Annotated in this window: 17 protein-coding genes; 7 read left to right on the plus strand and 10 right to left on the minus strand. The window is 40.4% G+C overall.

Annotated elements, in window-relative coordinates; genetic code table 11:
* Window positions 1-33 precede the first annotated feature (33 nt).
* Entirely contained in the window at window positions 34-624 is a 591-nt protein-coding gene (locus tag FEK29_RS16325) for a hypothetical protein (protein ID WP_138259510.1), read from the plus strand.
* Here the strand turns inward: FEK29_RS16325 and FEK29_RS16330 are convergent, their stop codons facing one another.
* Window positions 625-1,110, minus strand: a complete 486-nt coding sequence (locus tag FEK29_RS16330; RefSeq protein WP_193554892.1) for a hypothetical protein — start codon at window positions 1,108-1,110, stop codon at window positions 625-627.
* Window positions 1,111-1,130: 20 nt separating this feature from the next.
* Complete coding sequence (locus FEK29_RS16335) at window positions 1,131-2,264, minus strand: transporter (RefSeq protein WP_138259511.1); 1,134 nt, start codon at window positions 2,262-2,264, stop codon at window positions 1,131-1,133.
* Between the two features lie 266 nt (window positions 2,265-2,530).
* On the opposite strand from FEK29_RS16335, the gene FEK29_RS16340 reads away from it, so the two are divergent.
* The 4 genes from FEK29_RS16340 (at window position 2,531) to FEK29_RS16355 (ending at window position 6,674) form a co-directional block, all read left to right on the plus strand.
* A complete protein-coding gene (locus FEK29_RS16340; RefSeq protein WP_138259512.1) occupies window positions 2,531-3,796 on the plus strand; it encodes a sensor histidine kinase in 1,266 nt (421 codons plus the stop codon).
* Complete coding sequence (locus tag FEK29_RS16345; RefSeq protein ID WP_240042773.1) at window positions 3,793-4,494, plus strand: response regulator transcription factor; 702 nt, start codon at window positions 3,793-3,795, stop codon at window positions 4,492-4,494. Before FEK29_RS16340 ends, FEK29_RS16345 begins: the two co-directional genes overlap by 4 nt.
* 64 nt (window positions 4,495-4,558) lie before the next feature.
* Window positions 4,559-5,800 carry a sterol desaturase family protein gene (locus FEK29_RS16350; protein WP_138259513.1) on the plus strand — a complete coding sequence of 414 codons (1,242 nt, stop codon included), beginning with the start codon at window positions 4,559-4,561 and terminating at the stop codon, window positions 5,798-5,800.
* Between the two features lie 109 nt (window positions 5,801-5,909).
* A complete protein-coding gene (locus FEK29_RS16355; RefSeq protein WP_205123425.1) occupies window positions 5,910-6,674 on the plus strand; it encodes a creatininase family protein in 765 nt (254 codons plus the stop codon).
* A gap of 18 nt (window positions 6,675-6,692) precedes the next feature.
* Here FEK29_RS16355 and FEK29_RS16360 read toward each other — a convergent pair whose 3' ends face one another.
* The 6 genes from FEK29_RS16360 to rsfS all read right to left on the minus strand — a co-directional run bounded on the left by FEK29_RS16360 (window position 6,693) and on the right by rsfS (window position 11,572).
* A complete protein-coding gene (locus FEK29_RS16360) occupies window positions 6,693-6,962 on the minus strand; it encodes an acyl-CoA-binding protein (RefSeq protein WP_138259514.1) in 270 nt (89 codons plus the stop codon).
* Window positions 6,937-7,620: a phosphatidylserine decarboxylase family protein gene (locus tag FEK29_RS16365; RefSeq protein ID WP_138259515.1), complete on the minus strand. Its 684-nt coding sequence runs from the start codon at window positions 7,618-7,620 to the stop codon at window positions 6,937-6,939. The genes FEK29_RS16360 and FEK29_RS16365 overlap by 26 nt, the downstream gene beginning before the upstream one ends.
* Window positions 7,610-8,413 carry a phosphatidate cytidylyltransferase gene (locus FEK29_RS16370; RefSeq protein WP_138259516.1) on the minus strand — a complete coding sequence of 268 codons (804 nt, stop codon included), beginning with the start codon at window positions 8,411-8,413 and terminating at the stop codon, window positions 7,610-7,612. Before FEK29_RS16370 ends, FEK29_RS16365 begins: the two co-directional genes overlap by 11 nt.
* A gap of 93 nt (window positions 8,414-8,506) precedes the next feature.
* Window positions 8,507-9,118: an LUD domain-containing protein gene (locus FEK29_RS16375; protein ID WP_138259517.1), complete on the minus strand. Its 612-nt coding sequence runs from the start codon at window positions 9,116-9,118 to the stop codon at window positions 8,507-8,509.
* A gap of 63 nt (window positions 9,119-9,181) precedes the next feature.
* Window positions 9,182-11,185, minus strand: coding sequence for an ATP-dependent zinc metalloprotease FtsH (gene ftsH / locus FEK29_RS16380; RefSeq protein ID WP_138259518.1), 2,004 nt, complete (start codon window positions 11,183-11,185; stop codon window positions 9,182-9,184).
* A 9-nt stretch (window positions 11,186-11,194) separates the two neighbouring features.
* Window positions 11,195-11,572 carry a ribosome silencing factor gene (gene rsfS, locus FEK29_RS16385; protein WP_138259519.1) on the minus strand — a complete coding sequence of 126 codons (378 nt, stop codon included), beginning with the start codon at window positions 11,570-11,572 and terminating at the stop codon, window positions 11,195-11,197.
* Window positions 11,573-11,666: 94 nt separating this feature from the next.
* Here rsfS and FEK29_RS16390 point away from each other — a divergent pair, with 94 nt between their 5' ends.
* Entirely contained in the window at window positions 11,667-12,398 is a 732-nt protein-coding gene (locus tag FEK29_RS16390) for a biotin--[acetyl-CoA-carboxylase] ligase (protein WP_138259520.1), read from the plus strand.
* Here the strand turns inward: FEK29_RS16390 and FEK29_RS16395 are convergent.
* Window positions 12,395-12,787, minus strand: a complete 393-nt coding sequence (locus FEK29_RS16395; RefSeq protein WP_138259521.1) for an SRPBCC family protein — start codon at window positions 12,785-12,787, stop codon at window positions 12,395-12,397. The genes FEK29_RS16390 and FEK29_RS16395 overlap by 4 nt on opposite strands.
* Window positions 12,788-12,791: 4 nt before the next feature.
* Entirely contained in the window at window positions 12,792-13,433 is a 642-nt protein-coding gene (pyrE, locus tag FEK29_RS16400; protein ID WP_138259522.1) for an orotate phosphoribosyltransferase, read from the minus strand.
* A gap of 7 nt (window positions 13,434-13,440) precedes the next feature.
* Between pyrE and FEK29_RS16405 the strand changes: the two genes are divergently transcribed.
* Entirely contained in the window at window positions 13,441-14,031 is a 591-nt protein-coding gene (locus tag FEK29_RS16405; protein WP_138259523.1) for an NUDIX hydrolase, read from the plus strand.
* The last annotated feature ends 10 nt before the right edge of the window (window positions 14,032-14,041 follow it).

Consider the following 14,041-nt stretch of genomic DNA (forward strand, 5'->3'; position numbering starts at 1 on the left):
TTTCGTATCTTACTAGAAATAAATCGTTTAATTATGAAGTATTCTTTTTTGTTCCTTGCACTTTTTTCATTTGCCTGTCTATACTCCCAGAACGGGAAAGGAACTATTTTACCTAAAGAAATCCAAATTAAGACGGCCATTTTACCCGTACCGGAAGGTAGCAGTACGGATACTATGGTCTATGGATATGATGCGAATGGGGATTTTGTTGTACTACGGGAGGGAACAAGTAATTTGGTCTGTTTGGCCGATGACCCCCAAAAGGAAGGTATCAGCGTTTCCTGCTATTCCAAAAAACTGGAACCTTTTATGAAACGTGGACGAGAACTCAGGGCCGAAGGAAAGGATGTCATGGAAATCCGTGAAATTAGGGGCAAGGAGATTGCCAACGGTACATTGGACATGCCTAGGGAACCAAGTATGATGTATGTATATTATGGCACGGATACCGATTATAACGCCTCTACAGGGGAATTGGCGAACGGTCAATTTAGATATGTGATCTACATTCCCTATGCCACAACGGAATCCACGGGTCTGCCCGATAAACCCCATGCCAAAGGAATGCCCTGGTTGATGGACCCCGGTACCCACAGGGCCCACATCATGGTAGGACCCAATTAATTACCTGAATCTAAAAATACGTTTCAGGCTTACTTCAGACCCTGTAAGTTCTTCCTTTATTTCAATGGAAGCGGAAGCTTCCTGAATCACTTCTATCCAAAGGACACCCAAGGCTCCTAGGATAATAAGGTTTTTAATGATATACTGACCTAACAAGGTGAGCGTTAACAAGTTCTCATTGAAAATCAGTTCCGGGAAAAAAACCAGCGGCGTAAAGGTTAGAACCATGTGTATAACGGCCACTTTTATGGTTGTCTTTTTTTGAAGGTTGAAAAGGAAAAACAGTCCCACGAGAACTTCCCAAAGGGCCAAGAGCAATATTGAAATATTTGATGGTATCAATGAAAAGGTAAGCTCTCCAATGGTTTTTTTCGCAAGTTCCTCTGCCGGACTCAAATTGGGAAAGAACTTAAGGGTCCCAAACCATAGATATACCAGTCCAATAGATATTTGTAAATAGCGTCTCTTAATGTTTTGAATATTCATTTGGTATGTATTTGAATTGATTATTTGAAATTATTCTCAAGTTCAGGGGCAAGTCTTACCTTGTTATTGGCAAAGCGATAGGTAACACCCAAGTTTATAACATAGTCGGAAAAGGCGGCATCCCCATTCCTTGGGGTACCTGTAAGCTGTTCGGTCTGCAAGTCGGTTATGCTTTGAGGCCGCTCCCTACGGACCGCGAAAGGTACGTTCAGGTTTATTACAAAATTACTCTTCATAAAACTTACTCCAGGGTCTATGGATAGTACATTTCCAGGTCGCCTGAACCCTTCATTTCCACCGATCAAATCCTTGACGGGCACGCAATCGAACCGGGCGCCAAGCGAAGATGATATTGTGGGCGAGATGTTATAACTAAGCCCTCCCCTGAGCGAATATTGGTCCGGTACCGCCATGATGGATTCATTTTGCAAAATTGGGCTCAAGGTCTCCCTAAAGGTCCTAACGCCATTCGTTTCCCTGGGGTTTATTAGATAAAATCCGCTGGCATAGCTAAAAACATCCGTGGTTATTTTTTGATAGAATTGAAAGTCGACCGTGACCCCAAATCCTCCGTCACCTGGTTGAATGGACTGGTCTACTGGTCTTGTCTGAGGCTCCCCGTTCGGTCCCACATTATAAAAAATATCCGATGCATTGTAGTTACCCGTTGGCAGCTTTACACCTAGTCCCAAGGCAAGGTTTCCGTTTGGGGATTTTTCCATATCGAAAACCCAATAGCCAAACCCGAACCGTATATCGGCAAGTCCTCTTGAAAATGTTACATTTCTTTCATTGCGACCATGTTCATAGAGTGATGATCTTGTATTTATTACCGTTGGTATGGTGATGCTGGCATACAGTCTATCGTTTATTCCGTAAGTGGCAAAAAAATCCCACGCATGGGAATGATTGATTACCTCCGTATTGTTGGCGAGTCTATCCGGTTCTTCCTCCGTACCCCTAAAATGCCTAAAGGACTTAAAATACCGGTAATTGACTCCAATTTGAATATCTCCGGTGCTTAATAAATTGTTCTCTAAATTGCTGCCAACACAAGAAGAAAAATGCCGTATTGCTACACAACCTTGTGAATAAGTTGAGAATAATGGATAAAATAAACATAGAAGAATGATGAAGTACGGAATTCTTTGCATGATTGGGTTTGTATTTAGTTGGTCGTTGGGAAAAGTAGCGGTATAAAAAGCCAACTCCACGCTACAAAGAGTTGGCTTTTAAAACATTCTGTTATGAAACATGAACTTAACTCAAGATTAATTTATTAACATTGACAAACTTACTGTAATAAGGCATCCAGAAGCATTAAGGGTAGGGTAAAGAGGTTTAAGGAAAGTTTAATGCAATTAACGGAATATTAATTTTCATTAATAAACGCATTTATTTAAGTTATTTCGTAGGGATTTTGAAAAAGAGATATATCTACATAGGGGTGTTTTTGGTTTCAATTGTGGGGTTGGCAATTGTACAATACCAGTATTTACGTATAGGCCTAAGTTTGGCAAAAGTTCAGTTCGATTCTAAAATAGATAGAGTGGGTACTTTAGTGGCTAACAGTCTAAATGAAGAAAACAAACTCACGTATTTAATTGGTGAGGGCATTCGAAGGGATACCTCATTTTTTAAGGTCAGTGTTGATAGCCTGCAAAATGTGGGAAACATGTTTTTGGACGATTTTATTAGGGACCAACTTTTAAATCAAGGTATTGAATCTGATTTTACCTATACCCTCTATGCCAAGGATAGTAGCTATGTACTGCATTCCACAAATACCTTTGAAGGGATGGACGATGTTGATTCTTATCCCATTGATTTGGAGGGTTATTTCCCCCAATTGTTGGGCAAACCGGTTGTGTTAGATCTTAAATTTGAAAATCTACACAATTATTTTTTAGCGAAACTAAACGGCCTTACATTTCCCAGCATATTGTTTTTGATAGGGATTTGTGCGACTATTTTTTGGGTATTGCGTACCTACTATTGGCAAAGTAATGTCATTACGACTACCAATGAATTTATCAACAATCTTACGCATGAGCTAAAGACCCCGGTATTTTCTATTGGATTGGCAACCAAAATCTTGGATGAATCCGCGAACGAAAAACAAAAACCGGTTTTGGGAATAATCAGACAACAGGTAGGACGTTTGTCCGGTCACATAGAAAAAGTCTTGGAGTTGGCCAGTCTGGAATCCGGTAAAAGCGTGATTACCTTGACCAAAGTAGATTTTAAACCATATTTGGAAAACCTGTGTGCCGAATTCAAGACACTGGTCGCCATAGAAAATGGTATTTTTAACTATGATTTGGCTGGGGAAAACTATATACTTAACGCGGAAGTCTTTCATTTGGAAAACGCCATCAATAATATTCTGGACAATGCAAAAAAATATTCCCCCGAGCCCGAAATCCATTTGAAGGCTTATAAAGATGGCCATAGGCTCATTGTGAAGGTGACCGATAATGGTATTGGGATTTCAAAGGAGGAGTCACAAAGGGTGTTTCAGAAATTTTACAGAGTTACAAATGGAGACCTTCATAGTGTGAAAGGGTATGGTTTGGGACTGAGTTACGTTAAAAAAGTAATCAAAAAGCATGGGGGCAAGGTTCAAATGAGCAGTGAGGAGAAAAAAGGCACAAAAGTTAGATTAACAATTCCTATAGTATCATGATGGAAGAAAAGAAAAGAATCCTTTTGGTAGAGGATGACGAGGCAGTTGGGTATTTATTATCAGAATACTTGAAAATGAAAAGCTTCGAGGTCATTTGGGCAAAAAACGGCAAGGAAGCTTTGGTGAAATTGGACCAAACTAAATTCGATTTGGCCGTATTGGACGTCATGATGCCGGAAATGGATGGGTTTACATTGGCAGAAAAAATAAATGAAAATTTTTCTGAACTCCCCTTTATTTTCCTAACCGCAAAGTCCCTGAAAGTAGACGTACTTAAAGGGTTTTATTTGGGTGCAGTGGATTACCTGAAAAAACCCATCGATGAGGAAGAGTTGGTCATTAGAATTGAGAACCTTCTTTCAAGACTGGAAAAACCCATCCCTAAAAAAGAGGAAGTCGAGTCATACATAATCGGTCTCTATCATTTTAACTCGCTTAACCAAGAATTGTTAGTTGGCGGACAAAAGATAAATCTAACGACGAAGGAGAGTGAGCTTTTAAAATATTTGGTCGAAAAAAAGAACCAATTGTGTCCCCACAAGGATATTCTCATCAAAATTTGGGGCAAAAATGATTATTTCAACAAGAAAAGTTTGAACGTATTCATTACCCGATTGCGAAAATTTTTGGAAAAGGATGCCTCTATTAAAATCGAAAATGTTCATGGCAAAGGCTATATCTTTCGATTTGAACCATAAGAATCAATATGCCTTTTGGGCATTCTTAAGGAGTTTGTATCTTTTAAGTGTTAAATAGAGAGTTTTGGAAACCTACGCAACCGCACTGTTATACGCCATACCTTTTTTTATTCTCTTATTAATCATGGAGATGGCCTATGGTCATTTTCTAAAGGACCAAAAATACACGGTGTTGGATACAGTTTCCAGCATAAGTTCCGGACTTACCAACATTATTAAAGACTCGCTAGGAATCGTCTTGGTACTGATATCCTACCCATTTTTGCTCGAACATTTGGCCATTACCAGTATTGAACCTACCTGGCTTACGTGGGTCATTGGTTTTATTGCCATAGATTTTGCGGGGTATTGGAACCACAGGTTAAGCCATAAGGTCAATTTTTTCTGGAACCAACATGTGATCCACCATAGTAGTGAGAAATTCAATTTGGCCTGTGCCTTACGACAATCGGTTTCCAACGTATTGGGTTATTTCCCGTTTTTGTTGCTACCTGCTGCCTTTTTGGGCGTTCCCAACGAGGTCATCGCTATTTTGGCTCCCATACAACTATTTGCCCAATTTTGGTATCACACACAACATATTGGAAAAATGGGATGGTTGGAATACATTATCGTAACGCCATCCCAGCATAGGGTACACCATGCCATTAATCCCGAGTACATTGATAAGAACTTGGGTCAGGTTTTCTGTATTTGGGATCGAATGTTCGGAACGTTTCAGGAAGAATTACCAGATGTTCCTCCACAATATGGAATTTTGAAACCTGCAAGAACCTGGAATCCTATAAGAATCAACTTTCAACATCTGTGGATGTTGTCGTTAGATGCGTGGAGGACCAAAAATCTTTGGGATAAAATTAGGATTTGGTTTATGCCAACAGGTTGGCGGCCCAGTGATGTCAAGGACAAATATCCCACGGACGTTATAACCGATGTGTACAATTTTGAACGTTATGTCACACCAACGAGCAAGGCATTCAATGCATACTTGATTTTTCAATTGGTCATTTCACTACTATTATTGCTGTTCATGTTCGCAAATTTTGGAAACTTGGAGGTCAATCAGTTGTTGTGGTACGGAGGTTTGGTTTTTCTGGGAATTTATGGATACACTTCCTTAATGGATGGTGATACCTATGCCGTATGGATTGAAGTTTTCCGGGGGGTGCTGGGTTGTACGATTATTTTATCTACTGGGGATTGGTTCGGATTGAATTCCTATTTTTCGGCAGGTAAAACGCTCATACTTCTTTACTTTTTGTCGACCATAATAGGAAGTATATATTGGCACCGCCAAAGGGTTTAAACTCCAAGGCTTACCTCGAAAATAATAATTCGTTTTCGAAGTATGACTCGTAGGCTTGCCCAAAGATAGTTTACTTTACGAATCTGTTTAAAAAGAAAAGAATATTGGTATGATACGACCTTACATTTTGGCCGAAACTAATTGGAAACATCTAAAGGACGAACAATTTCAATTGGCCGTGTTACCTTGGGGCGCAACGGAGGCCCATAATTACCATCTTCCCTATGCGACGGACAACTTTCAAGCGGAAGCTATGGTCGCTGAGTCGGCAAGAATCGCATGGGAGCAAGGAAAAAAAGTGGTTGTGCTGCCCACCATTCCCTTTGGTGTGAATACCGGCCAGAAGGATATCTACTTGGATATCAACCTAAATCCAAGCACCCAATTTGCCATTTTAAAGGACATCATCACCGTGCTAAATAATCAAGGGCTTTATAAGTTGCTTATTTTTAACGGACATGGAGGTAACGACTTTAAACCTATGATACGCGAGTTGGGACTACTCTTCCCTAAAATGTTCATCAGTTTTTGCTTCTTTCCACAGATGCTGGACAAGTACAAATTTTTTGAAAAGGCAGGCGACCATGCCGATGAAATGGAAACAAGTCTCATGCTCTATTTAAGGGAGGATTTAGTACTTTCCAAAGAACAATGGGGTAGGGGCGACCACAAAAAGTTCAAGATAAAGGCCTTTTCCCAAGGGGGTGTATGGGCAGAACGTGAATGGTCCAAAATAACAGAGGATACTGGAACCGGGAATCCGGAATTGGCCACCAAAGAAAAGGGCGCACGGTTTTTTAGGGATGTTTGCGCGAAAGTAAGTAACCTATTTGTGGACTTGTGTGATGCCGATTTGGAGGATCTTTACGAGTAGCCTACTTGTTGGATGAGTTTATTTACCGTCTGGTTTCAACTCTTTTTCTACCAAGTTTATATATTCTCTCATGGCATCTTCAATGCTGATATTTTGTGCCTGAATCAATGCGTTCGCCTTAAAGGCATTGATTAATGGAGTCTTACTTCCGGGATTGCTGAAATTTTTAGTGGCCACTTTATAATAGGCATAAAGTTTCAATAAAATATCCGCTGGAATGGGAAATTCATAATTGCTTACGAACGCTACCGCTTCTTGAAAATCAGTATTTAGATTCTTCTTGCTCATTTGGGTCAACATACGTTGCTATACAGGTAATGGCTCCTTTTACCTTTTGTCCTAAGGAAACGTTTATTTGGCAGTTTAAGGGAAGAAATACGTCAACCCTAGAGCCAAACTTGATGAAACCGGAATCTTCACCTTGCTGCACGCTTTCACCCACTTCTGCGTAATTTACGATACGTCTTGCCATTGCCCCAGCTATCTGTCTGAAAAGGATATCCCCAAATTTTGGTGTTCCAATTACAACGGTCGTTCTTTCGTTCTCCTCACTGGATTTTGGATGCCAGGCCACAAGATATTTGCCGGGATGGTATTTTGAATATTTTACTTTTCCGCTCGCGGGATACCGAGTTACATGTACGTTGATTGGAGACATAAAAATGGAAACCTGTTTGCGCTTCTCCTTAAAATATTCGGTTTCCTCAACTTCTTCTATAACTACAACCTTACCATCAACAGGGGCCAAAATTTCATTGAAAGATTTGTTGGATCTTCTTTTAGGGTTCCTAAAAAATTGGAGTATGAGGATAAGAATGACCAAAGCGGTAATTTGGATCGCTAGTTTTATCCAAGGTATATTCACAAAGAAGTGGGCCAGCAAAACTGCCAGTGCCGTAATAAAAAAGGTAATTAAGATTATTTTTTGACCTTCTCTATGAAACATAGGTAAAAATATTTAACGTTAAATAAGCAAATGGGGCGGCAAAAACCAAACTGTCCAATCTGTCCAGCATGCCACCGTGACCCGGCAATATGGCCCCACTGTCTTTTACACCTGCGGACCTTTTTAGTTTTGATTCGATCAAGTCACCCAAACTTCCCGTTACAACGATAACACTGGCTAGGAGCATCCATTGTATGGGGCCTATAATTTGTTCTTGGGTACCCATGATATACGCCGCACCAAGGGCAAAGATATAACCTCCAACCGTCCCCTCCACAGTTTTTTTTGGGGAAACTTCAGGGAATAACTTGGTCCTTCCCATGGTCTTGCCAACGATATATGCGAAAGAGTCGTTTACCCAAATCAATATAAATATGCCCATTATCAATAGCTTGGCAAACGCATCGTTCTTATAGGGAATCATCGTTAGAAAGATACATCCACCACCTATGTAGAACAAACCAACCAAAAATTTAAACAATGGTGTAAAACTTGATTGTTTTTTTGAAAAAAGATAGAATAATAAATATATATCGATAAAAATCGTGATAAACATTAAAATGTTAATCAAAATTTGGTCATGTATCAGATAAATATAGGCCCACCATAAGGAGAGGTAGGCCAAAAAAATATAATATCCCTTAAGTTTTACGAGTCTTTTATATTCATAGAGACAGGCAAGCCCAAATATCATAAAAAGAAAATCAAATGCATCCGAGCTTAGAAATACAGCCGATAATAGTAGAATAATATACACGGCGCCCGTAAGCGATCTTCTTAGAACCTCTTTCATCTGAAATTATTTAATGTATTTAATAAGTCAGATGTAATGCGCCAATAAAAATGGACAGTGTGATTTAAATATTCTACTAATGGGAATTTCATACTATAAATCTTCCAGCAATAAAAGATAAAGATTTTTAGTACTACTGCCATATGTTAGAAAATCATCTGAATTTTCCTCAGTGGCCTTAAAGTGTTTTAATGTGGTAATATTTGCCGGAATGGCGGGGCCATATTTCTTTTTTATGGCCTTAAGACCTTCCCCAATGGATTCCACCAATTGACTTGTGGTGGCATAAACGATTACGTTGCTTGGAAGTTCATTTATTTTTTTCTCCATCAGCTGGTTGGAGCATACCAAAATACTTCCGTTTTGGGCGATCAAGTGTTCGCAAGTCGTCAGGAACACCTCGCTTTCCGATATTTTTTCAGTAAAGGAGATTTGCTCTTTGGAGAACTTCTTGACCAACTGGGGATTCATTGCAAAAAACGGATGGTCTTCCCAGCCATTTTCTTCGATAATGTTTTGAATGGCCTTCAGTACTTCTTGGTCAGATATGCAATAAATGAATTTGCCGCCGTTCTTTTTGAAGTGGATGGTAAATTTTTCATCTACCGGGAGGGCTAAATCTGGCATGTGCTCACCGCGCGTTTCCGCAGTTTCCTTGGAAATTTTCTTTTTCCCCCCACCAAATAAAATATCTAAAAGCCCCATGTAATTTTTTAATCTACCAAATAGTCCAAACGTTCATTTGCGATACAAAATCGAAGTACATAATTAACTATTTTCTGCTACTTTCTCGTCTTCTTCCGCATCTTTTTTGGACTCGGAGGTCTCCAACTTTTGACGTTCCTCTTCCTTTAGGTCTTTGTCAAATGTTCGTTTTCCAAATATTTTTTCCAAATCCTCTTTAAAGATAACCTCTTTTTCCAAAAGCCTTTGGGCCAAGGTTGTCAGTTTGTCCTTATTATCGGTAAGGACTTTAATGGCTCTTTGATATTGTTCCTCTATAATCTTTGAAATCTCCTCGTCTATTTTCCTTGCTGTTTCCTCGCTGTACGGTTTGGAGAATCCGTAGGAATCCTGACCAGAGGAATCGTAATAGGTAAGATTACCGATCGTATCGTTCAAACCATAAATGGTAACCATGGCCTTGGCCTGTTTTGTGACCTTTTCCAAGTCGCTCAAGGCGCCTGTTGAAATTTTGTCGAAAATTACTTTCTCTGCCGCTCTACCGCCCATGGTGGCGCACATCTCGTCCAACATCTGGTCTGGCCTAACAATGAGTCTTTCTTCCGGCAGGTACCATGCGGCACCTAGGGATTGTCCCCTAGGAACTATGGTCACCTTTACCAAGGGGGCGGCATGTTCCAGCATCCAGCTTACCGTAGCATGACCGGCCTCATGATAGGCGATTGTCTCCTTCTCTCCCGGAGTTATGATTTTATTTTTCTTTTCAAGACCTCCAACGATCCTATCCACGGCATCCAAGAAATCTTGTCTGCTAACGGCCTTTTGTTCCTTTCTGGCAGCTATTAATGCTGCTTCGTTACAAACATTGGCAATATCCGCACCCGAAAAACCTGGAGTTTGTCTGGCAAGGAAATCCAAATCCAAGGTTTCGGCCGTTTTAATCGGTCTTAAGTGAACCTCAAATATTTCCTTTCGTTCCCTAATATCCGGAAGGTCCACATAAATCTGCCTATCGAACCTACCGGCACGCATCAAGGCCTTATCCAAGACATCGGCACGGTTGGTAGCTGCCAAGACGATGACATTGGTGTTGGTACCAAAACCGTCCATCTCCGTTAACAACTGGTTCAACGTATTTTCCCTTTCGTCGTTGGAACCCGTAAAGTTATTTTTACCCCGTGCCCTACCAATGGCATCGATTTCATCGATGAATATAATTGCGGGGGATTTGTCCTTTGCCTGTTTGAATAGATCTCTTACCCTGGATGCACCAACACCTACAAACATTTCCACAAAATCCGAACCGGATAGTGAAAAGAAAGGTACTTTGGCTTCCCCGGCTACGGCCTTTGCCAAGAGGGTCTTACCGGTACCTGGAGGTCCAACCAACAAGGCTCCCTTTGGGATTTTACCACCAAGTGAAGTATACTTATCCGGATTTCTCAGGAACTCCACAATTTCCTCAACTTCCTCCTTGGCCCCTTCCAATCCGGCTACATCCTTAAAAGAAGTTCGAGTATCCGTTTTCTCATCGAACAATTTGGCCTTGGATTTTCCAATGTTGAAAATTTGCCCTCCGGCACCACCGCCTCCACCACCGGACATTCTTCTCATTAGGTATATCCAAATACCAATAATCAGTACAAATGGCAACAGGGATAGCAAAAAGTCCAAAATAGCCGTGGATTCCTTTCCAAATTCAATGATCGTATCCAGGTTGTTGTCCTTTTTTATTTCGGTAATCTCGTTCTGGAAAATCTGTAAATCCCCATAATCCAGCGTATATTGGGGTACACTTCCCGATGTTGGCAAAAAGGATTTTTCGGAAACGTCCTTATGGACTTCCTTGGTCATTGCTTCGTCCGTCAGAAATACCTTTGCCTGATTGGTATTGGTAATTATCAATATTTTCTGAACATCCCCATTTCTTAGATATTCCTGTAATTCTGAAGTGGTGGTTTTTTTGGTACTTGCCAAATCATCACTACTGAACAATTGAAACCCTATAAGCAATACCGCTACCAATCCATATATCCACCAAGAACTGAATTTTGGTTTTTTGGGACTCGTATTATTCTCTTTTGCCATTCTATTTTATTAATTATTAACGCTACTTTCTATGGTAGTGAATTTTGCATCACCCCATAGCCCTTCTATATCGTAAAATTCCCTGATGTGCTTTTGGAAGACATGGACCACAATATTTACATAGTCCATTAAAACCCATTCGGCATTTTCCGTACCTTCTACATGCCAAGGTTTGTCCTTACTTGCCTTACTGACCGTTTTTTGGATAGAACCTACGATTGCGTTTACATGCGTGTTGGAGGTACCATTACAAATAATAAAGTAGTCACAAACGGTATTTTCGATTTCCCTTAGGTCGAGTAAATTTATATTTTGTCCTTTTACTTCTTCTATTCCCTGTAAAATCAATGCAATTAGCTCATCTGCACTAGTTTTCCTTTTCTGCATTCAAAAGTTTTAGTTTTTACAAAGTTATTGTTTTTTTGCTCTTTTAGGCTTAGTTTTTAACAATAGATTAAAGATAGGCCCTTAACAAATATATATGCGATTAATCAAACTTGATGCCACGGCATCTACCAATACCTTTTTAAAGGAATTGGCCAAAAGCGGCTACCTAGATGATTTTACGGTCGTTTGGGCCAAAAACCAGACAAGGGGTAGGGGGCAAATGGATGGAAATTGGTGTACCGAACCTGGTAAAAACCTAACATTCAGTGTCTTGAAAAAAATGGAGGGATTCCAACTTAATAAACATTTTGAGCTCAACATGGCCGTTTCCTTGGCCGTATTTAGGACTTTGGACTTATTGAAAATCCCTAGGATTACCGTAAAATGGCCGAACGACATTATGTCAGGTTCCCACAAAATTTGCGGGATTTTAATAGAGAACAGTATTGTGGGTATCTCTTTAAAATCGGTAATTATTGGAATTGGGTTGAATGTGAACCAGTCCTATTTTCCGGGAAACCCTAAAGCATCCTCTTTATACAATAAAACGGGTATCCTGTATGATTTGGAGGAATTATTGCACAGTTTGATGCAAAATTTAGAGATTACCTTGTCGATGCTCCAATCCGGTCAGGAGAAAGTAATTCATCGCGAATATCATTCAATTCTGTTCAGAAAAGGCGTCGCGAGCACCTTTAAATCTGGAGATGGATCAACTTTCAACGGCATTATTCTAGGAGTTGGGAATGAAGGAAAATTACGGATACGATTGGAGGACGATAGCCTTGCGGAATATGATATAAAGGAAATTACCCTGCTTTACTAAATTTTCTCCAAATTGGTTGCCAAGGTGTTCATGAAGTTGGTAATGGGCGATTTTATCATCATGGCCATCATGGCATTAAATTCACCGGCGAAGCTAAGGGTTACCTCACTTTTGGACGGTTCCAGCTCATGGATATCGGCAGTCAAGGTGAATGGCAGTTTTTCGCTGGCAGCGCCCAAAACAAGTTTGGAATAGGGTTGCTGATTCTTTTTTTCAAGAACGATTTCCGGCATTCCCTTTAGGGAGAATAGAAATCTGTTTTCGTTCAGTACCTCGAACTTGTCGATATTCTCGGGCATCAATTTTTCAAAATTGGCCAGGTCGTTCAAAAAGTTGAAAGTTTCTTCCTTACTCTTGGATACTTTTGATTTGGGCGATTCTATAAACATATTACTATTGTAACCATTTTGAAGGATTCTTCCTCCATTGCATTAGTGTGTTCAGTTGTTCTTCCTTGATGTAGTTGGTTTCCGATGCCTGCTCGATCAAATACTCATAATTGCTCAAAGTGTGGAGTTCCACTTTTCGTTCCGCAAAATTTAAGGTGGCAGTTTCAAAACCATAGGTAAATATGGCCAACATTCCTTTTACATTAGCACCATAGGCCTCCAAGGCATCCACGGCATTTAAGCTACTTTTTCCGGTACTAATCAAATCCTCGATTACCACGACCGTTTGGTGTGGTTCCAGGTAGCCTTCAATTTGGTTTTGCCTACCGTGGGATTTAGGTTCCGGTCGCACATAAATGAAGGGGAGTCCCAAGGCATCCGCTACCAATGCTCCCATTCCAATGGCCCCTGTAGCTACTCCCGCGATTACATCGGGTTTACCGTAAAGGGACTCTACCTGTTTTGCCATTTCGTCCTTTATGAAGTTGCGAATGCTAGGATACGAAAGTAAGATTCTGTTGTCGCAATAAATAGGGGATTTCCAGCCTGAAGCCCATGTAAAAGGATTTTCGGGTTTCAATTTAATTGCATTAATTTGCAGCAGAAGCTCAGCTGTTTTTTTAGCCGTGTTTTTGTTTAAAACCATGTCGCAAATGTATAAAGTTTTTGTAAATGAACTGCCTCTGATTTTAACAAATAAACTCTCCGAAACAGCTGGCGGCGAGTATTTTCTTTTGAACCAAGAATCCATCAGCAGCGCAATAAAGGCCTTAAAAAAGAAAAAGCTAACGGAGGCCTACATATATCATCCCAATTCAGAGGAAATCCTAAAAAAGTTCACACAAGAGATTCCTATGGTGGTTGCAGCAGGCGGAGTGGTTACCAATTCGGAAGGGAGGGTGCTCTTCATCTACAGGAACGATAAGTGGGACCTGCCCAAAGGTAGGCTGGACAAGGGAGAATCCATTGAGGACTGTGCCGTGCGGGAAGTTATGGAAGAAACAGGGGTTAAGGGTCTACGGGTTGAGAATTTCCTTAGGACTACCTACCACATATTTAAGAACAATGGCACTACTACGCTCAAACAGGTGCATTGGTATGCCATGAAGACAGATTATTCCGGAAAACTCAAACCAGAGAAAAAGGAAGGTATCGTAAAGGTCAAGTGGAAAGGCCCAAAGAAGATTCAAAAGGCCTTACAGAACTCCTATGTGAACATTAAAATTTTGTTCGAAGGGGATTAGGCCAATGCTG

Source organism: Maribacter aurantiacus (assembly GCF_005780245.1).
Classification (GTDB): domain Bacteria; phylum Bacteroidota; class Bacteroidia; order Flavobacteriales; family Flavobacteriaceae; genus Maribacter; species Maribacter flavus.

Excerpts from the sequence above, each read along its gene's own strand:
- FEK29_RS16325 (WP_138259510.1), top strand. The coding sequence starts at position 34 with ATGAAGTATTCTTTTTTGTTCCTTGCACTTTTTTCATTTGCCTGTCTA.
- FEK29_RS16330 (WP_193554892.1), bottom strand. The coding sequence starts at position 1,110 with ATGAATATTCAAAACATTAAGAGACGCTATTTACAAATATCTATTGGA.
- FEK29_RS16335 (WP_138259511.1), bottom strand. The coding sequence starts at position 2,264 with ATGCAAAGAATTCCGTACTTCATCATTCTTCTATGTTTATTTTATCCA.
- FEK29_RS16345 (WP_240042773.1), top strand. The coding sequence starts at position 3,793 with ATGATGGAAGAAAAGAAAAGAATCCTTTTGGTAGAGGATGACGAGGCA.
- FEK29_RS16355 (WP_205123425.1), top strand. The coding sequence starts at position 5,910 with ATGATACGACCTTACATTTTGGCCGAAACTAATTGGAAACATCTAAAG.
- FEK29_RS16360 (WP_138259514.1), bottom strand. The coding sequence starts at position 6,962 with ATGAGCAAGAAGAATCTAAATACTGATTTTCAAGAAGCGGTAGCGTTC.
- FEK29_RS16365 (WP_138259515.1), bottom strand. The coding sequence starts at position 7,620 with ATGTTTCATAGAGAAGGTCAAAAAATAATCTTAATTACCTTTTTTATT.
- FEK29_RS16370 (WP_138259516.1), bottom strand. The coding sequence starts at position 8,413 with ATGAAAGAGGTTCTAAGAAGATCGCTTACGGGCGCCGTGTATATTATT.
- FEK29_RS16375 (WP_138259517.1), bottom strand. The coding sequence starts at position 9,118 with ATGGGGCTTTTAGATATTTTATTTGGTGGGGGGAAAAAGAAAATTTCC.
- ftsH (WP_138259518.1), bottom strand. The coding sequence starts at position 11,185 with ATGGCAAAAGAGAATAATACGAGTCCCAAAAAACCAAAATTCAGTTCT.
- rsfS (WP_138259519.1), bottom strand. The coding sequence starts at position 11,572 with ATGCAGAAAAGGAAAACTAGTGCAGATGAGCTAATTGCATTGATTTTA.
- FEK29_RS16390 (WP_138259520.1), top strand. The coding sequence starts at position 11,667 with ATGCGATTAATCAAACTTGATGCCACGGCATCTACCAATACCTTTTTA.
- FEK29_RS16395 (WP_138259521.1), bottom strand. The coding sequence starts at position 12,787 with ATGTTTATAGAATCGCCCAAATCAAAAGTATCCAAGAGTAAGGAAGAA.
- pyrE (WP_138259522.1), bottom strand. The coding sequence starts at position 13,433 with ATGGTTTTAAACAAAAACACGGCTAAAAAAACAGCTGAGCTTCTGCTG.
- FEK29_RS16405 (WP_138259523.1), top strand. The coding sequence starts at position 13,441 with ATGTATAAAGTTTTTGTAAATGAACTGCCTCTGATTTTAACAAATAAA.